The following is a 21124-nucleotide window of genomic DNA, read 5'->3' on the forward strand; positions in this document are numbered from 1 at the left end:
GAGCGCCGGACTGTTAATCCGTAGGTCCCTGGTTCGAGCCCAGGTCGAGGAGCCATTCAGAGAGCCCTGCACTTCATTGGAGTGCAGGGCTTTTTTGTTGCCCGCGACACCACCACCCACCCGCAGCACATGCCGGACAATGGCGCCTTTGCCTGCGCTGCCACCATGCCCCCGCAACTGCCCTGGCTGGAACCCGAAGACCCCTTTCCTGCCCCCACGACCGCCTGGGGCCCCGACGACCCAGCCCCCGGCCTGCTGGCCGCAGGGGGTGCGCTGGACGTGCCCCACCTGTGCGCCGCCTACGGACAAGGCACCTTCCCCTGGTACAGCGCTGGCCAGCCCATTCTCTGGTGGGCACCAGACCCTCGCATGGTGCTGCTGCCCGCCGAGTTCCGGCTGCACCGGTCCCTGCGCAGAACCTTGCAGGCCTTCCGTTCCCAGCCGCATTGCGAGATCCGCGTGGACCATGCCTTTCGGCAGGTCATCACCGCATGCGCCACCAAAGAGCGCGACGGCCAGGCAGGCACCTGGATCGTGCCCGACATGGTCGAGGCCTACATTCGCCTGCACGCCGCGGGCCACGCCCACAGCATCGAAACCTGGGTCGACGGCGAGCTGATCGGCGGCCTGTATTGCGTGGCCATTGGGCAGGCGGTGTTTGGCGAATCCATGTTTGCCCATGCCACCGACGCCTCCAAGATCGCACTCTCGGCCCTGGTGGCCCTGTGCCGCCACCATGGCATCGGCATGATTGATTGCCAGCAGAACACCAGGCACCTGGCCTCTTTGGGCGGCCGAGAAATCCCCCGTGCCGAGTTCCTGCTGCATGTCGAAAAGGCCCGCAGGCAGCCGCCCATCCCTTGGGGGTTCGACCCCGTATACTGGAACGAGCTGCTGCCCTCAACGACGCCCAAGGCATGACGCAACTCAACGACCTTCCGCTGCAGACCCTGCAGTTCTATGCGACGGCCCCCTACCCCTGCAGCTATCTGCCGGACCGGCAGGCGCGGTCGCAGGTCGCCACGCCCAGCCACCTGATCCAGAGCGATTTGTATTCCGACCTGGTTGCCAAGGGTTTTCGCCGCAGCGGCATGTTCACCTACCGGCCGTATTGCGACGGATGCCAGGCCTGCACGCCGCTGCGGGTGCGGGTCAACGAATTCAAGCCCGATCGCAGCCAAAAGCGCGCAGCAGCCCGCCACGCGGGCCTGCATGCGCGGGTGCTGCGCCTGTGTTTCGTGCCCGAGCACTACCAGCTCTACCTGCGCTACCAGAACGGGCGCCACGCAGGCGGCGGCATGGACCATGACAGCATCGACCAGTACACCCAGTTTCTACTGCAAAGCCGGGTCAACTCACGGCTGGTGGAGTTTCGGGAGACGGATGCGTCGGGCGAGCCGGGGCCGCTCAAGATGGTCTCCATCCTGGATGTGCTGGACGACGGCCTGTCGGCTGTCTACACCTTCTACGAACCCGAGCCCCATTGCAGCTACGGCACCTACAACGTTCTGTGGCAAATCGCGCAGGCGCGCTCCCTGAACCTGGCCCATGTGTACCTGGGCTACTGGATCGAAGCCAGCCCCAAGATGAACTACAAGGCGCGCTTTCATCCGCATGAGATTCGCACCGAAGGTGAGTGGCGCCCAGGCAAACCGCCCCGCCCTTGAGCACCTGCACACCCTGCGACATTTCACAAGGTAAGATGCGGCGGCCTTCGTTTCATTGCCGTCCATGAAAAAAATCGATCCCAGCATCCCCGTCAAACCCAGCGTTCAAGTGCTTGAACGCATGTTTACGTTGATCGATGTACTGGCATCCCGCGAAGACGCGATCTCCCTCAAGGAGATCAGTGAAAAGACGGGACTGCACCCGTCCACCACCCACCGCATCCTGAACGACCTGACCATTGGCCGGTTCGTGGATCGGCCCGAGTCCGGCAGCTACCGGCTTGGCATGCGGCTGCTGGAGCTGGGCAACCTCGTCAAGGCCCGCCTGAGCGTGCGCGATGCGGCCCTCACGCCCATGCGCAACCTGCACAAGCTGATCCAGCAGCCGGTCAACCTGAGCATGCGCCAGGGCGACGAGATCGTGTATGTAGAGCGCGCCTACAGCGAACGCTCGGGCATGCAGGTGGTGCGCGCCATCGGCGGCCGCGCGCCGCTCCATCTCACATCCACCGGCAAACTCTTCTTGGCGCTGGACGACCCCCAGCGCGTTCGTGCCTACGCCACGCGCACCGGGCTTGCGGGCCATACGCGCAACAGCATCACCCAATTGCCCATTCTTGAGCGCGAACTGGCCAAGGCCCGGCAATACGGCATGGCACGCGACAACGAAGAGCTGGAGCTGGGCGTGCGCTGCATGGCTGCGGGCGTGTATGACGACCAGGGCAAGCTGGTGGCGGGCCTGTCCATCTCTGCCCCCGCAGACCGCCTGGACGAAGGCTGGCTGCCCAAGCTGCAGGCCACTGCCGACGAAATCTCCCTGGCACTGGGCCACACGCCCAGCACGGATGCGCACCACGACATGGTGACGGCAAGCAGCCGCACCGATTTGCGCTAGCCGCCACCAATACTCCAGGCACAAAAAAGCCCGGCAGACCATTCGGCCTGCTGGGCTCTTTTTTTGTGCGGAGCCGGTCCGTCAGCCGTTGGCACCCCGTGCGGTGTGCAAAGGCGCCGCCAGCGCAGGTGTGGATTCCACCCAATGGCGAACCCGTTCTGCATCGCCCAGGCGGCTGAACTTGCCTGCGGAATCCAGGAACACCATGATCAGCTTGCGCCCGGCCACTTGGGCCTGCATCACCAGGCAACGCCCGGCTTCCGAGATATAGCCGGTCTTTTGCAGGCCGATGTCCCAGGTCGGGTTCTTCACCAGGCCATTGGTGTTGTTGTATTGCAGGGTTTTGCGCCCCACGGCCACTTCGTAGCCGGGCGACGTGGAGAGCTCACGCAGCAAGGGGTCGCCGTGCGCAATGTTCACCAGGGTGGCCAGATCGCGGGCACTGGACTGGTTGCGGCTCGACAGCCCGGTGGGCTCCACATAGCGGGTATCGGCCATCCCCAGAAGACGTGCCTTGGCATTCATCTGGGCCACAAAAACATCCATCCCGCCGGGGTAGGTACGGCCCAGCGCGTGCGCGGCGCGGTTCTCGCTGGACATCAGCGCCAAATGCAGCATTTCGCCGCGCGTCAGCGTGGTCCCCACGGTCAGGCGCGAACGGCTGCCTTTTTCGGTATCGACGTCGTCCTGGGTGATGGTCAGAGGCTCATCCATGGGCAGCTTGGCCTGGGAGACGAGCAGGCCCGTCATGAGCTTCGTCAGCGAGGCAATCGGCAGCACGGCGTGGTCGTTCTTGCTGAGCAGGACCTCGTGTGTGTCCTGGTCCATGACGAAGGCCACGCTGGACTTGAGGTCCAGCGGATCGTTGACCTCATGCAGGCCCGCGATTTGCCCAAACGACTGTTTGGCCGGAACAAAGGCCACGCGGGTGGGGGCTTTGACTGTTCTCGAAGTGGCTCGCACCGCTTTGGTATTGACCGCCTTGCGTGGCGCCACGGCCCGCTTGGCGCTGTTGGAGGAACTCACCTGCTGCTTTTTAGCAACGGTTTTCTTCTTTTCGACCGCATGGGCAAGGGGGCTTGCAAGGGCTGCGCTCACGACGGCCAGGCCCAGAAGCTGGAAAAAACGACTCACTGCAGTGCGGTGGCGATGGTGCATCAGAGTGCTCCAAACGGTAATAAGTGTTGAGCAGTGTACAGAACTAAAAAAAGTCGCGCAAGATCAATACCTTGCGCGACTTTCCCAGAAAGTGAGTGAAATTATAAATTGATCAGTCAGCCTTGGGCGGCCACCCGGTCGGCTTTACTTTGTAACTTGTTGAGCGCACTGAGATAAGCCTTGGCGGAAGCGACCACGATGTCCGGGTCTGCACCCACGCCATTGACGACCCGGCCACTGTTTTGTAAACGAACTGTAACCTCTCCCTGGCTCTCCGTCGAACCGCTGATGGCGTTCACCGAATAGAGCACCATTTCGGCGCCGCTTTTGACATGCGACTCGATGGCCTTGAGCGAGGCGTCCACAGGGCCGTTGCCTTCGGACTCGCCACGCACTTCGTTCCCATCCACGGTGAACACGATGCGCGCGCGGGGCTGTTCGCCCGTTTCGCTTTGCTGGTAGAGCGAAACAAAACCGTACTGCTCCTTTTCAGCCGTAACGCTTTCGTCGCTGACCAGCGCCAGGATGTCTTCGTCAAAAATTTCGCTCTTGCGGTCGGCCAGTTCCTTGAACTTGGCAAAAGCCACGTTGATCTCGCTCTCGCTCTCGAGCTGCACGCCCAGTTCCTGCAGGCGCTGCTTGAAGGCGTTGCGGCCACTGAGCTTGCCCAGCACGATCTTGTTGGCCGACCAGCCCACATCCTCGGCGCGCATGATCTCGTAGGTGTCGCGCGCCTTGAGCACGCCGTCCTGGTGGATGCCGCTGGCATGGGCAAAGGCGTTGGCGCCCACCACGGCCTTGTTGGGCTGCACCACAAAGCCCGTGGTCTGGCTCACCATGCGGCTGGCGGCCACGATGTGCTGGGCGTCGATGTTGAGATCCAGGCCGAAGTAGTCGCGGCGCGTCTTGACGGCCATCACCACTTCTTCAAGCGAACAATTGCCCGCGCGTTCGCCCAGGCCGTTGATGGTGCACTCGATTTGGCGCGCGCCGCCGATCTTCACGCCCGCAAGCGAATTGGCCACAGCCATGCCCAGGTCGTTGTGGCAGTGCACGGACCAGATCGCCTTGTCGCTGTTGGGAATGCGCTCGCGCAGCGTCTTGATGAAGTTGCCGTACAGCTCGGGGATGGCATAGCCCACGGTGTCGGGCACGTTGATGGTGGTGGCGCCTTCGGCGATCACGGCTTCGAGCACGCGGCACAGAAAGTCCGGGTCGCTGCGGTAGCCGTCTTCGGGGCTGAACTCGATGTCGCCCACCAGGTTGCGGGCAAAACGCACGGACTGCACGGCCTGTTCCAGCACCTGCTCGGGTGTCATGCGCAGCTTCTTTTCCATGTGCAGCGCGCTGGTGGCGATGAAGGTGTGGATGCGCGCGCTGTTGGCGCCCTTGAGGGCCTCGGCCGCCCGCGAGATGTCGCGGTCGTTGGCACGCGAGAGCGAGCAGATGGTCGAGTCCTTGATCGCATTGGCAATGGCCTGCACCGCCTCGAAGTCGCCGTTGGAGCTGGCCGCGAAACCGGCTTCGATCACGTCCACCTTCAGGCGTTCAAGCTGGCGCGCGATGCGCAGCTTTTCGTCCTTGGTCATCGAGGCGCCGGGGGACTGCTCGCCATCGCGCAAGGTGGTGTCGAAAATGATCAGTTTGTCAGCCATGTCGTTCTCCTGGTATCGGGGGTGTGGGTCCCGCAACGTCAAAAATCTGAAGCCCAAAACAAAAGGCCCGTTGCGGGTGCATACGGGCCTTTGTGGAAAAAGTGTGCGCGTGCGCCTACTGTCTCCGCCCGTTGGGAGGTAGCAGTAGGGCCAGTGCAAACGTGTTCATGCGGTGCAATGTAGCACAAATAGAAATGCGCAGCGGCGGCAGCGGTCACTTGTGCAGACCGCGTTCGTCCGGCTCATCGGTGGAGGTGCTGATCACGCTGCTGTGCTGCCCCTTGGCCTTGCGCCAGGCATACACGCCGTAGCCAGACAGGCCATAAAAAACAAACACGCCAAACAGCACGATGGGCGGGTGGATGTTGATGACGGCGATGCCCAGTGCGATCAGCACGATGACGGCAAAGGGCACGCTGCGCTTCATCTGGATGTCCTTGAAGCTGTAGAACGGCACATTGGTCACCATGGTGAGGCCCGAATACAGCGTAAAGGCAAACATGATCCAGGTGATCTGCGACCAGGTCAGCCACGAGTCATCACCGGGATGCACGCCCAGCTCGGTCATCAGCCAAATAAAACCCGCAACCAGCGCAGCGGCAGCCGGCGAAGGCAGGCCCTGAAAATAGCGCTTGTCCACCACCCCGGTGTTCACATTGAAACGTGCCAGCCGCAGGGCCGCACAGGCGCAGTAAACAAAAGCGGCAGTCCAGCCCCACTTGCCCAGTCCTTGCAGCGACCACTCGTAGGCAATCAGCGCCGGAGCCGCGCCAAACGACACCATGTCAGACAGCGAATCCATCTGCTCGCCAAAGGCACTTTGCGTATTGGTCATGCGCGCCACGCGCCCATCCAGACTGTCGAGCACCATGGCGCAGAACACCCCGATGGCCGCCTGGTCGAACCGGCCGTTCATGGCCATCACGATGGAATAGAAGCCCCCGAACAATGCGGCCAGCGTGAACAGGTTGGGCAAGATGTAGATGCCCTTGCGCCGTTTGCGCACCATCACACTGCGGTTGTCAGTGGATTCATTGCCGTCATGCATTAAAAAGACCTCCAGCGCTTACCCAATAAGCGCAAGCAGCTATTAAATTTATAGTAATCAATTCGCCCCTACAAGGCAGACCGGCCACCGCGCGTGCAAAAAGCAAAGGCCGCAGTGTAGCGCCTGCTTACAAGCGCTCCCGGCAACGAAAAAAGGCCACCGAAGTGGCCTTTGGGATGCTGCGCCAGCAAGTATCAGTTGCGGGTCTGGTCCACCAGCTTGTTCTTGGCGATCCAGGGCATCATGGCGCGCAGTTGGGCACCCACCACTTCGATGCTGTGGTCGGCCGTGTTGCGGCGGCGGGCCGTCATCGATGGGTAGTTCAGGCGGCCTTCCTGGATGAACATCTTGGCGTAGTCGCCGTTCTGGATGCGCTTCAGGGCATTGCGCATGGCCTTGCGCGACTCTTCGTTGATGACTTCAGGGCCGGTCACGTACTCGCCGAACTCGGCGTTGTTCGAGATCGAGTAGTTCATGTTGGCAATGCCGCCTTCGTAGATCAGGTCCACGATGAGCTTGAGCTCGTGCAGGCATTCGAAGTAAGCCATTTCAGGGGCGTAACCGGCTTCGACCAGGGTTTCGTAACCCATCTTGATCAGCTCGACAGCGCCGCCGCACAACACGGCTTGTTCGCCGAACAGGTCTGTCTCGGTTTCTTCCTTGAAGTTGGTCTCGATGATGCCGGCCTTGCCGCCACCGTTGGCCATGGCGTAGGACAGGGCCAGGTCACGGGCCTTGCCGGTCTTGTCCTGGTGCACGGCCACCAGGTGGGGCACGCCGCCGCCCTGGGTGTAGGTGTTGCGCACGGTGTGGCCGGGGGCCTTGGGAGCAACCATCCACACGTCCAGGTCGGCGCGGGGCACGACCTGGTTGTAGTGCACGTTGAAACCGTGGGCAAACGCCAGCGAAGCGCCCTTCTTCAGGTGCGGTTCGATTTCACGATAGACGGCAGCGATGTTTTCATCGGGCAACAGAATCATGACCACGTCGGCAGAGGCAACGGCTTCGTTGACTTCGGCCACCTTCAAACCGGCCTTGCCGACCTTGTCCCACGAGGCGCCGCCCTTGCGCAGGCCGACCACGACCTTCACGCCGCTGTCGTTCAGGTTTTGCGCGTGGGCATGGCCTTGGCTGCCGTAGCCGATGATGGCCACGGTCTTGCCCTTGATCAGGCTCAGGTCACAGTCTTTGTCGTAGAAAACTTTCATGGGTTGCTCCGGTTGAAATGCGTTGTTGGGGTTGAAAAATAAACAGTCGATTGTCTTACATCGGATGGGGATTCGGCCGGATGGCTAGGCGGGGAGCCGCAGACAGTGCTTTAGCACGGCAAGGCTCCCCAACGACGCTAGCCGGTCGAAGGCCGATCCGTCACACGCGCAGGATGCGTTCGCCGCGACCGATGCCGCTGGCACCGGTGCGCACGGTTTCAAGAATGGCCGTGCGGTCGATGGCTTGCAGGAAGGCATCGTTCTTGGACTGGTCGCCGGTGAGCTCGATGGTGTAGCTCTTCTCGGTCACGTCGATGATGCGGCCACGGAAGATGTCGGCCATGCGTTTCATCTCCTCGCGCTCCTTGCCCACGGCGCGCACCTTCACCATCATGAGCTCGCGCTCGGTGTAGGCGCCTTCGGTCAGGTCCACCACCTTGACCACTTCGATGAGGCGGTTCAGGTGCTTGGTGATCTGCTCGATGACGTCGTCGGAGCCCGTGGTCTGGATGGTCATGCGCGACAGCGATGCATCCTCGGTGGGCGCCACGGTGAGCGATTCGATGTTGTAGCCACGGGCCGAGAACAGGCCCACAACACGGGAAAGAGCACCGGGCTCGTTTTCCAGCAAGACAGCAATGATGTGTTTCATGATGAAGAGATTCCTCTTTTCGCTGCCCTCCCCCGTGCACGGTAATACACGGGCTTGGCAGGCAATAGATTCGTCAAAAAGTGAATGCTATCGATTTGATAGCTGGTAGCGCTTGATGAACAAGCGCTGGAGGCCTATTTTGCTTAAAGGTCTTCCGACCCCAGCAGCATTTCGGTGATGCCCTTGCCGGCCTGCACCATCGGGAACACGTTCTCGGTGGGGTCGGTGCGGAAGTCCAGGAACACCGTGCGGTCCTTGAGCTTGCGTGCTTCGCGCAGCGCGGGCTCGACGTCCTTGGGGTGCTCGATCAGCAGGCCCACGTGGCCGTAGGCCTCGGCCAGCTTCACGAAGTTGGGCAGCGCGTCCATGTAGCTGTGGCTGTAGCGGCCGGAGTATTCGATCTCCTGCCACTGGCGCACCATGCCCAGGTAGCGGTTGTTCAACGAGCAGATCTTGATCGGCGTGTTGTACTGCAGGCAGGTGGACAGCTCCTGGATGTTCATCTGCACCGAGCCTTCGCCGGTAATACAGAACACCTCGGATTGTGGCTTGGCCAGCTTGATGCCCATGGCGTAGGGGATGCCCACGCCCATGGTGCCCAGGCCGCCGGAGTTGATCCAGCGGCGCGGCTCGTCAAAGCGGTAGTACTGCGCGGCCCACATCTGGTGCTGGCCCACGTCGGACGTGATGTAGGTGTCCGCGTCCTTGGTCATGTTCCACAGCGTCTCGACCACGTACTGCGGCTTGATCACGTCGGGGCTGCCCATGCTGTACTTCAGGCAGTCGCGCTTGCGCCAGCCTTCGATGGTGTCCCACCAGGCGGCCAGGGCGCCACTGTCGGGGCGGGTGCTGCTCTCGCGGATCATGGAGATCAGCTCGGTGAGCACGTCCTTCACGTCACCGACGATCGGGATGTCGACCTTCACCCGCTTGGAGATGCTCGACGGATCGATGTCGACGTGGATGATCTTGCGGTCGTTCTGTGCGAAGTGCTTGGGGTTGCCGATCACGCGGTCGTCAAAACGCGCGCCCACGGCCAGCAGCACATCGCAGTTCTGCATCGCGTTGTTGGCTTCAATGGTGCCGTGCATGCCCAACATGCCCAGGAACTTGCGGTCCGACGCGGGATAGGCACCCAGGCCCATCAGCGTGTTGGTGACCGGGTAGCCCAGCATGTCCACCAGCGTGCGCAGCTCGTTGGTGGCATTGCCCAGCAACACGCCGCCACCGGTATAGATATAGGGGCGCTTGGCCGCCAGCAACAATTGCAGCGCCTTGCGGATCTGGCCGCCATGGCCCTTGCGCACGGGGTTGTACGAGCGCATTTCCACGCTCTGTGGATAGCCGTGGTAAGGCACCTTCTTGAAGGAGACGTCCTTGGGCACGTCCACCACCACGGGGCCGGGACGGCCGGTGCGGGCGATATGAAAGGCCTTCTTCATCGTCGCCGCCAGGTCGCGCGGGTCCTTGACGAGGAAGTTGTGCTTGACGATGGGGCGCGTGATGCCGACCGTGTCGCACTCCTGGAAGGCGTCCAGCCCGATCGCGGGCGTGGGCACCTGGCCGGAGATGATCACCATCGGGATCGAATCCATGTACGCCGTGGCGATGCCGGTGACCGCATTGGTCAGGCCGGGGCCGGACGTGACGAGCGCCACACCCACTTCGCCTGTAGCGCGGGCATAGCCATCGGCGGCGTGCACGGCAGCCTGCTCGTGGCGCACCAGCACGTGCTGGATGGTGTCTTGCTTGTAAAGCGCGTCGTAGATGTACAAAACCGCGCCACCGGGGTAGCCCCAGATGTACTGGACGTTCTCGGCCTGGAGCGACTTGATGAGGATTTCAGAACCCATCAGGTCCTGAGAAGCTTGCGAGGAGGAAGCAGAGGAAGCGGCGCCTTGCGAGGCAGCGGCTGCAGACGTGAGTTCTGCCTTGGAGATTTCCATGATCGATCAACCTTTGTGAATTTCTCTGACGAAAAACCTTGGGTGCTCCTTGCACGCACTCTTGTGGAGGCGGCTCGGAACTTGAGGCCAAGGACATGGGCGGGATGATTGCCGCGCCGGACCGTGACCCGTTTGCCTTTTTGAATTGCAGCCCGAATTATCGCACTGCAACACAGCCAAAACCTTCCCTGGCCGAAAAAAACCCCTGCGGATGCGATAATCACGGGTTTTACAGTGTCAGACAGCACCATTTTCCCGTGCTTTGGCACCGTCCCCCCGGGCTGATCCGTCTTGGCAACTGAACAAGAACTCTCCGACTTCCTCAAAAGTGTAGAAAAGCGCGCTTTCAAGCGCTCGGTCTACCACGTGCGCAATGAGGAAGCGGCGCTCGACATCGTGCAGGACAGCATGCTCAAGCTGGCCGAGCACTATGGAGACAAGCCCGCAGCCGAGCTCCCCATGCTCTACCAACGCATCCTGTCCAACTGCACGCTGGACTGGTTTCGGCGCCAGAAGACGCGCAATGCCTTGTTTTCGAGCATGAGCGACTTCGAAGGCCCCGGCGAAGACGGCATGGACTTCGATTTGCTCGAAGCCTACTCAGGCCCCGATGGCGGCGAAAAGGCCGAAAGCGCCGAAGACCTCACCCGCCGCGCCCAGATTTTCCGCAGCATCGAAGCAGAAATCGCCGAGCTGCCACCACGTCAACGGGAAGCCTTCCTGATGCGTTACTGGGAGGAAATGGATGTAACAGAAACGGCAGCCGCCATGGGTTGTTCGGAAGGCAGCGTCAAAACACACTGCTTTCGCGCCGTACAAACCCTCAGCAAGGCACTGAAGGCCAAAGGAATCGAGCCATGAAGAACACTGCACAGACCCCATCGACCCATGCAGAGGCCGCGGCAGAGCGCTTTGCGCTGCGCGTCACGGCCCGGCTGTCCAGCGGCACCGACGAGCTGCCTTACGACATCTCCGAGCGCCTGCGCGCCTCGCGCATGCAGGCCCTGGCCAAGCGCAAGGTCGTGGCACCGGTTCGGCGCACAGCCCCGGCCACGGTGGTCGTCGGCGCAGGCCACACGGCCACGCTGGGCCGTGGCGGCGAAGGCGGCGGCTGGTGGAATGCGCTGGTTTCGGCCATTCCGCTGCTGGCGCTGGTAGTGGGCCTGGTGGTGATCAACACCGCACAAGACGAACTCAGCGCCAACGACGTGGCCGAGGTGGATGCCGCCTTGCTGACCGACGACCTGCCGCCAGCCGCCTATGCGGACCCAGGCTTCGTACAATTCCTCAAGACCTCCGCGCAGCCCAACTGAGCTGCGGCCTGCCCCCGATCCCGATTGCATGCCCCCAAGCCCTGCCGACGCCTCCTCCTCTTTGCCAGCCTTCGTGCTGGCTTTGGCGCTTCTGGGCGCGCTCACCGTGGCGGGCGGCCAGGTGTGGGTCCAAATGCGCATGGCCCCCGGCACCTTGCTGCCAGCCGGTGCAGAGGCTGCGGTAGCCAGCCCCAATAATGCCCGCTCATCGGCCGTCACCAGCGCTGCGCTTCGCCCCCAGCCCGAGTCGGGCCCTGGCTGGGAAACCCTGAACACGCCACAAAAGCTGGCCCTGTACCCGCTGGCCGAGCGCTGGGCGCTGATCAGTGAGGCACAAAAGCGCCGCTGGCTGACGCTGGCCGCCAACTACCCCACGCTGTCCGAAGAAGAGCAGCAGAAGTTTCACGACCGCATCACCGACTGGGCCAGCCTGAGCGCCCAGCAGCGCAACCAGGCGCGGCTCAACTATGCGGTCACCAGCCGCCTGGCACGCGACGACAAACGCGCCCAGTGGGAGGCCTACCAGGCCCTGTCCGACGAAGAGCGCAGCGCACTGGCGGCCAAGGCAGCACCCAAGCCCGCTGGCGCTGCCACTGCTCTGCGCCCCGTTTCCCCGCGCAAGCTGGCCCAGGTGCCCGCCGCCACCGAAGCCAACCCCAACCGCCCGAACGCGCCCAAGATTCCGCCCGTCACCGACTACACGCCCCGCGTGGCAGCCCCGGTGGGCCCCATCACAAGCCCTGCAGCGGGCGGCAACCCGTCACCCAGCACCGCCCCGGCGTCCACCGGCGTGGAAACCGCGCCCGTGGTGGTGCCTGTGGCCGTGCCGTCAGCGCTGCCACCCCTCAGTGTTGGCCCGGCCGAGCCACCTGCCGGGGCTACGCAGCCCCCCGTGACCCCCGACAACTCAGGCCTGTATCCTCAGTAGGTTTGCAACCTGCCTTGGCCTTGATGGGCCCGACCTGGAATGTCCGCTTCTCTCTCGACCCATACCCCCCCGCCAGCCCTGGCTGGCACAACGCCCAACCTGTGGCGGCGCATGGCCTGCTGGCTGTATGAAGGCATGCTGATGTTCGGCGTGGTGTTCATTGCAGGCTATCTGTTCGGCACCCTGAGCCAGACCCGCAACGCCATGGACAATCGCCACGCGCTGCAGGCCTTTCTGTTCGTCGTGTTCGGCATCTATTTCACCTGGTTCTGGGCCAAGGGGCAGACCCTGGCGCAGAAAACCTGGCATATCCGCGTGGTGGGCCAGGACGGGCAGCCCATTAGCCAGGGGCGCGCGCTGCTGCGCTATGTGTTGAGCTGGCTGTGGTTTTTGCCCCCCCTGGCGGCCTACATGTTCGGCGTGCCTGCCCTGGAGGTTTTGGTGCTGCTGGGCGGTTGGGTCGCCATCTGGGCCATCCTGAGCCGCTTTCACCCCACACGCCAGTTCTGGCACGATGCGCTGGCAGGCACCCGGCTGGTGCACTACGAACTCCCCAAGAAGTAGCAAGCAGTCCATGTCTTCATCCCCTGCTCCCTCGGCGGCACCGGCCAACCCCCAAAAAGCGCGCTCAGGCCTGAGCCGCATCTGGCACGCCACGGGTTATTCCATCGAAGGGCTCAAGGCGGGCTGGAACGAAAAGGCGTTTCGCCAGGAGGCCATGGCCGCCATGGTCCTGTTGCCGCTGTCGCTGTGGCTGGGGCGCAACTGGGTCGAAGTGGCCTTGTTGGCTGGTTCGGTCATGATCGTGATGATGGTGGAGTTGCTCAACACGGGCATCGAGGCCGCCATCGACCGCATCGGACCGGAGTGGCACGAATTGTCCAAGCGCGCCAAGGACATGGGCAGCGCGGCCGTGTTGCTGGCGCTGCTGCTGTGCGGTGGCATTTGGGCCGCCGCGTTATTCCAGAGGTTTTTTTCCCATGGCTGAACCCACATTTTCCGTCTGCGTGTACTGCGGCTCGCGCCCCGGCGAGAACCCCGCCTTTGCCCATGCCGCCCAGGCCGTGGGCACCTGGATCGGCCGCCATGGCGGCCAACTGGTATATGGCGGCGGCCGCAGCGGCCTGATGGGCACCGTGGCCGAGGCCACGCGCCAGGCCGGTGGCCGCGTGGTGGGCGTGATTCCCCAGGCGCTGGTGGACAAGGAGCTGGCCAACCGCCAATGCGACGAGCTGCACATCGTGCAGACCATGCACGAGCGCAAGGCCCTGATGGCCGAGCGCAGCGACGCCTTCATCGCCCTGCCCGGTGGCATCGGCACCTTTGAAGAATTGTTCGAAGTCTGGACCTGGCGCCAGCTCGGTTACCACGACAAGCCCCTGGGCCTGCTCAACGTGGCGGGCTATTACGACGGTTTGCTGGCCTTTTTGCAGACCAGCGTGGCCAGCGGCTTCATGGGCAACTGGCAGATGGACCTGCTGCACGCCAGTGCCGACACCGAGGCGCTGCTGCGCCAACTGGTGCAGTCCGCTGGCCCGGACCATGGCGCGGTGCCGCTGCGCGAAGTGATCTGATTCAATAGACAAAAAACCGTTCGGACTGAGCCAGTCGAAGCCTTGCGCAGCGCTTCGACAGGCTCAGCGTGAACGGTTTTACAAATTTGAAGCGGTAGTCGTATCAGACCGCAGCATCGTCCAGATCCCCGGTGCGGATGCGCACCACACGCTCCACCGCAGTCACAAAAATCTTGCCGTCACCGATCTTGCCGGTGCGCGCCACGCCCACGATGGCGTCCACGCAGCGGTCCACGTCCTCGGACTTGACCACGACCTCGACCTTCACCTTGGGCAGAAAGTCCACCACGTACTCGGCGCCACGGTACAGCTCGGTGTGGCCCTTCTGGCGGCCAAAACCCTTCACCTCGGTCACCGTGAGGCCGGTCACGCCACATTCGGCCAGGGCTTCGCGGACTTCTTCGAGCTTGAAGGGCTTGATGACGGCGGTGATCATTTTCATGGCAGGTGTCTCCTCTGGGATGTGAAAAAAACAGGTGGCGCGACGCTTTGCAGAGCCGTCATGCCCGAAACTTGTTGGTGATAGGGTAACGCCAGTCCTTGCCGAAGCTGCGGCGCGTCACCCTTATCCCCACGGGCGCCTGGCGGCGTTTGTATTCGTTGAGCTTGATGAGCCGGGTCACCCGCTCCACATCGGCACGCGCAAAGCCGCTGGCGATGATGGATTCGATGGGCTCGTCATTTTCCATGTAGCGGGCGACGATAGCATCCAGCACCTCGTAGGGCGGCAGGCTGTCCTGGTCCTTCTGGTCCGGGCGCAGTTCGGCGCTGGGCGGGCGGGTGATGATGCGCTCGGGGATGGGGCTGGCGCCCGTGCCATACGGGTCGTTGGCATTGCGCCAGCGCGCCAGGTCGAACACCCGGGTCTTGGCCACGTCCTTGATCACCGCAAAACCGCCCGCCATGTCGCCGTACAGCGTGCAGTAGCCGGTGGACATCTCGCTCTTGTTGCCCGTGGTGAGCACGATGGCGCCGAACTTGTTGCTCAATGCCATCAGCAGCGTGCCCCGGATGCGCGCCTGCAGGTTCTCTTCGGTGGTGTCTTCGGCCAGCCCGGCAAAATCATGGGCCAGCGCGGCCTTGAAGGCCTCGAACTGCGGTTTGATGGAGATTTCGTCATAGCGCACGCCCATGCGGGTGGCCATGTCGCGTGCGTCGATCCAGCTGATGTCGGCGGTGTAGGGCGATGGCATCATCACCGTGCGCACCTTGTCGGCGCCCAGCGCGTCCACGGCAATCGCCAGCACCAGGGCCGAGTCGATGCCGCCCGACAGCCCAAGCAGCGCGCCCGGAAAGCCGTTCTTACCCACATAGTCGCGCACGCCCAGCACCAGGGCGTCCCACAGGTCGGCCTCCAGGCTTTTTTCAGGAGCAATGTCTGCTTCTATTTTGATAGCTGCTTGCGCTTGATGGACATGCGCAAACACCAGTTTTTCTTCAAATCCAGGCCCACGGCCCGCCACCGACCCATCTGCATTGAGCGCAAACGAGCGGCCCTCGAACACCACCTCGTCCTGCCCGCCCACCAGGTGCGCGTACACCAGCGGCAGGCCCGTCTCGGCCACACGCTCGCGCATGGTGGCTTCGCGCTCGGCGCTTTTGCCCAGATGAAAGGGCGATGCGTTGATAACCGCCAGCATCTGCGCGCCAGCCGCCGCCGCATCGCGCGCGGGGGCGGCAAACCAGGCGTCCTCGCAGATCAGCAGGCCCACGCGCACACCCTCGACCTCAAACACGCAGGGCGCGCTGCCCGCCACGAAGTAGCGGCGCTCGTCAAACACCTGGTAGTTGGGCAGCTCGCGCTTGGCGTAGGTCAACTCGATGCGCCCGCCGCGCAGCACGCTGGCGGCGTTGTGGCAGGCGCTGAAGGCCGGGGCGTCGGGCGCCAGGGCCTGCGGGTGGCCCAGCACGATGGCCAGGCCTTTCAACCCTGCGGTCTCGCGGGCCACGGTTTTCACGGCATCATCACAGGCCGCCATGAAGGCGGGGCGCAGGAACAGGTCTTCGGCCGCGTAGCCGCAAATCGCCAGCTCGGGCGTGAGCAGCAGCCGCGCCCCCTGGGCATGGGCCTCGCGGGCGGCCGCAATGATCTTTTGGGCGTTGCCGGGCATGTCGCCCACAACAAAGTTGAGCTGCGCAGTGCAAATGGAGAGCGTCATGGAACTGGAATCGGCCCCTGCGGCCAGGTTGGAACCCGCCAACACCGGCCCGCATCGGCGAAAAAGACAACAACAGCGCCGGGGCCTGCATGGCTGAATCCACCATTATCGCCCGCGTGCTCGCATCCCCGCTGGAGGTGGACGCTACGGCCTGGAACACCCTGCTGGCGCAGCAAAACAACCCCACGCCCTTCATGCGGCATGAATACCTGGCCGCCCTGCACGAAAGCGGCAGCGCCACGCCGCGCACCGGCTGGACGCCCCGCTTCATGACCCTGTGGGACGGCGACGCCCTGGTGGCCGCCTGCCCGCTGTACCTCAAAAGCCATTCCTACGGCGAATATGTGTTCGACTGGGCCTGGGCCAGCGCCTATGAGCAGCATGGCGTGCCCTACTACCCCAAGGCCGTGGTCGCCGTGCCCTTCACCCCCGTGCCCGGCAGCCGCCTGCTGGCACGCGATGCCGCCGCGCGTGCGCTGCTCGTGCAGGCCGTGTGCCAGTGGTGCGAGCAGGAGGGGGTGTCGTCTGTGCACGTGCTGTTTGCCAGCGATGAGGATGTGCAGACCAGTGCGCAGCAAGACCTGATGCTGCGCCACACCGTCCAATTCCACTGGAAGAACGACCACTATCCAGATTTCGACCACTTCCTTGCCAGCCTGTCGCAAGACAAGCGCAAAAAGATCCGCCAGGAGCGCCGCCGCGTCGCGGATGCCGGGGTCACGTTCCGCTGGTCGCGTGGCGCGAACATCCGTGCGGACGATTGGGATTTTTTCTACCGCTGCTACGAGCGTACCTACCTCGAACACGGCAACCCGCCCTACCTCACGCGCGACTTTTTTGCCCGCATGGCCGCCCACATGCCCGAAGCCTGGCTGCTGTTCGTGGCCGAACGCGGCGGCCAGCCGATTGCTACCAGTTTGATAGCTATTGGCGCTGATGAATCAAGCGCTAGCGGCCAAAAAGACCAAAATCTTGTGGTCTACGGCCGGTATTGGGGCGCCCTTGCGCGCGTGGACTGCCTGCACTTCGAGGCCTGCTATTACCAGCCGCTTGCATGGTGCATTGCCCATGGCGTGGCACGGTTTGAAGGCGGCGCCCAGGGCGAGCACAAAATGGCCCGCGCGCTGCTGCCCGTGCAAGCCACCAGCGCACACTGGCTGGCGCACCCGGCGTTTGCCGATGCGGTGGAGCGGTTTCTGCAGCGCGAGGGCGCCGGGGTGGCGGGCTACCTGCACGAGCTGCAGGCGCGCAGCCCCTTCAAGGCGGCCTGACCGCCTGCGCGGGCACGCCGCAGCTCACGCGGGCTGGGGCAGCCTCGCCTGCGGGGTGGCCGTGGCTGACAGCTTGAACACCGCAACCGCCCCCACCAGCGCCTGAGCCTGGTGGCTCAGGCTCCCGGCAGCGGCCGCCATCTCTTCCACCAGGGCAGCGTTTTGCTGGGTGGCCTGGTCCATTTGTGTAACGGCTTCGCCCACCTGGCTGACGCCCTCGCTTTGCTCGCCGCTGGCGGCGCTGATCTCACCCATGATGTCGGTCACACGGCGGATGGCGCCCACCACCTCGGTCATGGTGGCGCCTGCCTTGTCCACCAGCGCCGTGCCTTGCTCCACCCGCTCCACACTCGCCGTGATCAGGGACTTGATCTCCTTGGCCGCCTCGGCGCTGCGCTGTGCCAGGCTGCGCACTTCACCGGCCACCACCGCAAAGCCCCGGCCCTGCTCGCCCGCGCGGGCGGCTTCCACAGCAGCGTTGAGCGCCAGGATGTTGGTCTGGAAGGCGATACCGTCAATCACGCTGATGATGTCGGCAATCTTGTTGCTGCTGTCGTTGATGCCTTTCATGGTCTGCACCACTTCGGCCACCACGTCGCCGCCCTGCACCGCCACGGTGGATGCGCTCACGGCCAACTGATTGGCCTGGCGGGCGTTGTCTGCGTTTTGCTTGACGGTGGAGCTCAGCTCCTCCATCGAAGCGGCGGTTTCCTGCAGCGCGCTGGCCTGCTGCTCGGTGCGCGCCGACAGGTCGTTGTTGCCCGAGGCGATCTGTGCACTGGCCGAGGCCACGCCCTGGGCATTGCCGCGCACCCCCGACACCACATGCGCCAGGTTGTCGCGCATGGCGGTCAGGCCGCCGAGCAACTGGGCAATTTCGTCCTTGCCCCGCGCGTCGATCGGCACCGTCAGATCACCCTGCGCCACCGCATCGGTGATCTGCACCGCATTGCCCAAAGCCCGCGAGATCTGCCGGATCATGGCGCCGCCCATCAACACCGCCAGCAAGATGCCCAGCACCACAGCCGCAATCACCAGCGCGCCAATGGTCCGAAAGCTGGCCGCCGCGCGGTCGTACTCGGCCTTGGCGTAGTTCAGTTGCACTTCCATCAGTTGGCCCAGCACGTCCTGCAGCGGGTCGATGGCGGGGTACATCTCCTTGGCCGCATAACTGGTCAGCGCCGCCATATCGCCCGACTTGAAATGCCCGACCAGCACGCTGGTTGCCGCATCGGCTTTTGCCTGCAAGGGCTTGAAGCGTTCGACCAATTGGGTCTCCTCAGGCACCAGCTTTGTCGCCAGATAGGCCTTCCAGTTGGTGTCGATGGCCTTGCGCGCCTCGTCCACCGACTGCAGGCCCTGCGCGGGCGTCATGGCGCCGTCGCGCACCTTGTGGGCGGTATCGACCACGTTGACGGCATACATGTCCGCCACGACCTTGATCTGCTTGAGGGGCACCACCCGGTCGTCATACACCGACTTGAGCCCCGCGTTGGATTGCCCCATGCCAAACAGCCCCGAGCCACCCACCAGCAGCACGAGCAAACACAGCGCGGCGAGCAATGCGGCGATGCGTGTGGATATCTTGAATTGGCTCATGGCAACTCTCCTGGTGGGGGGTGGATGGAATCGGCATTGACCGGGGGACAGAGCCAGCATAACGCTACGGGTTACGTTTGAACACAATTTATTCCGAATAGTTAACAAGCCAAAAAAAACAGACCCAACGAGGCCAAAAAAACAAAAAGCACGCAGAAGGCCTTGCCCTCTGCGCGCTCTGTTTTTGATAGCTGCTAGCGCTTATCCATCAATCGCTAGCGGCCTTTTTCTCTTGAATTTTTTCCCCTGCGCTCAGAAGCTTTCCCATTCGTCGTCGTTGCCGCCTGCGCCCTTGGCCGGTGCCGGGGCGGGGCTTTGCGCGGCCGCCTTGGGCGCGGACAGGCTGGCCTTGGGCTTGGCTGTTGTTGTGGCCTTGAAGCCGCCGCTCTTGGCCGGGCTGCTGCGTGGGGGGGTGTAGGCAGGCGCTGCAATGGGCGCCCGCGCTGCCATCGCCGCGTTTGCGCTGCGGGTGGCATTGGCGTCGAGCTTGAAGACAGCCACGGCGTTGACCAGTTCGCCCGCCTGGGCGCTCAGCGCGCTGGCAGCGGCGGCCATTTCTTCCACCAGGGCAGCGTTTTGCTGGGTGGCTTGGTCCATCTGTGTGACGGCCTCGCCCACCTGGCTGACGCCTGCGCTTTGTTCGCTGCTGGCGGCGCTGATCTCGCCCATGATGTCGGTCACGCGGCGGATGGCGCTCACCACTTCGCTCATGGTGGCGCCGGCCTTGTCCACCAGGGCCGTGCCTTGTTCCACCCGCTCCACGCTGTCGGTGATCAGGGTCTTGATTTCCTTGGCGGCTTCGGCGCTGCGTCCGGCCAGGTTGCGCACCTCACCAGCCACCACCGCAAAGCCCCGGCCCTGCTCGCCTGCGCGGGCAGCTTCCACAGCGGCGTTCAATGCCAGGATGTTGGTCTGGAAGGCGATGCCGTCGATCACGCTGATGATGTCGGCGATCTTGTTGCTGCTGGCGTTGATGCCCTTCATGGTCTGCACCACTTCGGCCACCACGTCGCCGCCCTGCACCGCCACGGTAGATGCACTCACAGCCAATTGGTTGGCCGCCCTGGCGTTGTCGGCGTTTTGCTTGACGGTGGAGCCCAGCTCTTCCATCGAAGCGGCCGTTTGCTCCAGCGCGCTGGCCTGCTGCTCGGTGCGGGCCGACAGGTCGTTGTTGCCCGAGGCGATCTGCGAGCTGGCCGAGGCCACACCTTCGGCGTTGGTGCGTACGGTGGCCACCGTGTTCACCAGGCTGTGCTGCATGCGCTGCAGCGAGCTGAGCAACTGGCTGGTTTCGTCCTTGCCGTTCACTTCGATCTGGCCGCTCAAATCGCCTGCGGCCACGCGGTCGGCAATGTCCACCGCCTGGGCCAAGGGGCGGGTGATGGAGCGGATGATGCTGATAGCCAGGAAGATGGCCACCAGGAGGGACAAGGCACCCGCAATCAACACGTCGCGCTGCAGGGCACCGGCTGCTGCTTCAGCCCGCGCACCAGACTGAACAGCCGTCTGCCCCTGAAATTCCATCTGCTCCCGGATCAGCCTCTGGTATTCCTGCCGGACAGGGAGCACCTTTTCATTGAGCACCTTCACGGCAGCATCCTTTTGCCCCTGCTGGATCAGCGCCATATATTCATCGCCCACCTTGACGAAGGCCGCTCGGCTTTCCTGCACGCGCGCCAAGAGTTCTTTGCCCTTGGGGCTGCTGACAAGGGCCGAGATGATCTTGAGCTGCTCGGCAGTGGACACGCGGGCCGCCGCCACGCGATCAATAGATGCCTTGATAGCCGCCTCATCGGTGCTGATCGCCATGTCACGGAACTGAACGGACTGGGCGTTGACCCCTTCCGCAAATGAAGCCGCTGCCCTGATGATGGGCACTCGCCGTTCGGTGACATCATTGAGCGCGGTGTGCTGCTCTGCAGATCGCAGAAGGGCCACGCCCCCCAGCACCATCAAGAGCAGCACCATGGCTGCGAACCCGGCGATGAGCCGGGTGGAAATTTTCCATTGGTTCATGCTGCTTCTCCTCTGTGTGGATCTTTTATGGATAG

General features: G+C 63.4%; 20 protein-coding genes. 10 read left to right on the forward strand and 10 right to left on the reverse strand.

Annotated features, from left to right (window positions below):
* The first annotated feature begins 165 nt into the window (after positions 1-165).
* From aat to Q0105_RS09655, 3 genes are all read left to right on the forward strand, one after another.
* Positions 166-921, forward strand: coding sequence for a leucyl/phenylalanyl-tRNA--protein transferase (gene aat, locus Q0105_RS09645; protein WP_298211599.1), 756 nt, complete (start codon positions 166-168; stop codon positions 919-921).
* A complete protein-coding gene (locus tag Q0105_RS09650) occupies positions 918-1667 on the forward strand; it encodes an arginyltransferase (protein WP_298211172.1) in 750 nt (249 codons plus the stop codon). The genes aat and Q0105_RS09650 overlap by 4 nt, the downstream gene beginning before the upstream one ends.
* Before the next feature lie 64 nt (positions 1668-1731).
* Positions 1732-2562 carry an IclR family transcriptional regulator gene (locus Q0105_RS09655; RefSeq protein WP_298211174.1) on the forward strand — a complete coding sequence of 277 codons (831 nt, stop codon included), beginning with the start codon at positions 1732-1734 and terminating at the stop codon, positions 2560-2562.
* Between the two features lie 81 nt (positions 2563-2643).
* On the opposite strand, the gene Q0105_RS09660 is transcribed toward Q0105_RS09655, so the two are convergent.
* The 6 genes from Q0105_RS09660 to Q0105_RS09685 all read right to left on the reverse strand — a co-directional run bounded on the left by Q0105_RS09660 (position 2644) and on the right by Q0105_RS09685 (position 10229).
* Complete coding sequence (locus tag Q0105_RS09660) at positions 2644-3720, reverse strand: serine hydrolase (protein ID WP_298211176.1); 1077 nt, start codon at positions 3718-3720, stop codon at positions 2644-2646.
* Positions 3721-3836: 116 nt separating this feature from the next.
* Positions 3837-5375, reverse strand: coding sequence for a 2-isopropylmalate synthase (locus Q0105_RS09665; protein WP_298211178.1), 1539 nt, complete (start codon positions 5373-5375; stop codon positions 3837-3839).
* 214 nt (positions 5376-5589) lie between these two features.
* Entirely contained in the window at positions 5590-6423 is an 834-nt protein-coding gene (gene pssA / locus Q0105_RS09670) for a CDP-diacylglycerol--serine O-phosphatidyltransferase (protein WP_298211180.1), read from the reverse strand.
* Between the two features lie 194 nt (positions 6424-6617).
* Complete coding sequence (gene ilvC, locus Q0105_RS09675) at positions 6618-7631, reverse strand: ketol-acid reductoisomerase (protein WP_298211182.1); 1014 nt, start codon at positions 7629-7631, stop codon at positions 6618-6620.
* A gap of 160 nt (positions 7632-7791) precedes the next feature.
* Positions 7792-8283, reverse strand: a complete 492-nt coding sequence (gene ilvN / locus Q0105_RS09680) for an acetolactate synthase small subunit (protein ID WP_015013659.1) — start codon at positions 8281-8283, stop codon at positions 7792-7794.
* A 143-nt stretch (positions 8284-8426) separates the two neighbouring features.
* Positions 8427-10229: an acetolactate synthase 3 catalytic subunit gene (locus tag Q0105_RS09685; RefSeq protein WP_298211184.1), complete on the reverse strand. Its 1803-nt coding sequence runs from the start codon at positions 10227-10229 to the stop codon at positions 8427-8429.
* 291 nt (positions 10230-10520) lie between these two features.
* Between Q0105_RS09685 and Q0105_RS09690 the strand changes: the two genes are divergently transcribed.
* From Q0105_RS09690 to Q0105_RS09715, 6 genes are read left to right on the forward strand one after another with little or no spacing between them, the layout of a single operon-like run.
* On the forward strand, positions 10521-11090 hold the full coding sequence (locus Q0105_RS09690; protein ID WP_298211186.1) for an RNA polymerase sigma factor: 570 nt from the start codon (positions 10521-10523) through the stop codon (positions 11088-11090).
* The gene (locus tag Q0105_RS09695) at positions 11087-11542 is read left to right on the forward strand and encodes a DUF3619 family protein (RefSeq protein WP_298211188.1); all 456 of its coding nucleotides are present in this window, start codon (positions 11087-11089) and stop codon (positions 11540-11542) included. Before Q0105_RS09690 ends, Q0105_RS09695 begins: the two co-directional genes overlap by 4 nt.
* Positions 11543-11570: 28 nt before the next feature.
* Positions 11571-12470 (forward strand): DUF3106 domain-containing protein, encoded by a 900-nt coding sequence (locus Q0105_RS09700; protein ID WP_298211189.1) that lies wholly within the window; start codon positions 11571-11573, stop codon positions 12468-12470.
* Between the two features lie 39 nt (positions 12471-12509).
* Complete coding sequence (locus tag Q0105_RS09705; protein WP_298211191.1) at positions 12510-13034, forward strand: RDD family protein; 525 nt, start codon at positions 12510-12512, stop codon at positions 13032-13034.
* Positions 13035-13044: 10 nt separating this feature from the next.
* Positions 13045-13458 carry a diacylglycerol kinase gene (locus Q0105_RS09710; protein ID WP_298211192.1) on the forward strand — a complete coding sequence of 138 codons (414 nt, stop codon included), beginning with the start codon at positions 13045-13047 and terminating at the stop codon, positions 13456-13458.
* Positions 13451-14044 (forward strand): TIGR00730 family Rossman fold protein, encoded by a 594-nt coding sequence (locus Q0105_RS09715; protein WP_298211193.1) that lies wholly within the window; start codon positions 13451-13453, stop codon positions 14042-14044. The genes Q0105_RS09710 and Q0105_RS09715 overlap by 8 nt, the downstream gene beginning before the upstream one ends.
* 103 nt (positions 14045-14147) lie before the next feature.
* On the opposite strand, the gene Q0105_RS09720 is transcribed toward Q0105_RS09715, so the two are convergent.
* Entirely contained in the window at positions 14148-14486 is a 339-nt protein-coding gene (locus Q0105_RS09720; RefSeq protein WP_298211195.1) for a P-II family nitrogen regulator, read from the reverse strand.
* A 58-nt stretch (positions 14487-14544) separates the two neighbouring features.
* On the reverse strand, positions 14545-16203 hold the full coding sequence (locus Q0105_RS09725) for an NAD+ synthase (protein WP_298211197.1): 1659 nt from the start codon (positions 16201-16203) through the stop codon (positions 14545-14547).
* Positions 16204-16292: 89 nt separating this feature from the next.
* Between Q0105_RS09725 and Q0105_RS09730 the strand changes: the two genes are divergently transcribed.
* Positions 16293-17474, forward strand: a complete 1182-nt coding sequence (locus Q0105_RS09730) for a GNAT family N-acetyltransferase (RefSeq protein ID WP_298211199.1) — start codon at positions 16293-16295, stop codon at positions 17472-17474.
* A gap of 24 nt (positions 17475-17498) precedes the next feature.
* Here Q0105_RS09730 and Q0105_RS09735 read toward each other — a convergent pair whose 3' ends face one another.
* Both Q0105_RS09735 and Q0105_RS09740 read right to left on the reverse strand, forming a co-directional pair.
* Positions 17499-19073 (reverse strand): methyl-accepting chemotaxis protein, encoded by a 1575-nt coding sequence (locus Q0105_RS09735; protein WP_298211201.1) that lies wholly within the window; start codon positions 19071-19073, stop codon positions 17499-17501.
* Between the two features lie 252 nt (positions 19074-19325).
* Positions 19326-21089 carry a methyl-accepting chemotaxis protein gene (locus Q0105_RS09740; protein WP_298211203.1) on the reverse strand — a complete coding sequence of 588 codons (1764 nt, stop codon included), beginning with the start codon at positions 21087-21089 and terminating at the stop codon, positions 19326-19328.
* Positions 21090-21124: the final 35 nt, after the last annotated feature.

The sequence above is a fragment of the Acidovorax sp. genome (genome assembly GCF_027492855.1).
Lineage (GTDB): Bacteria > Pseudomonadota > Gammaproteobacteria > Burkholderiales > Burkholderiaceae_C > Acidovorax.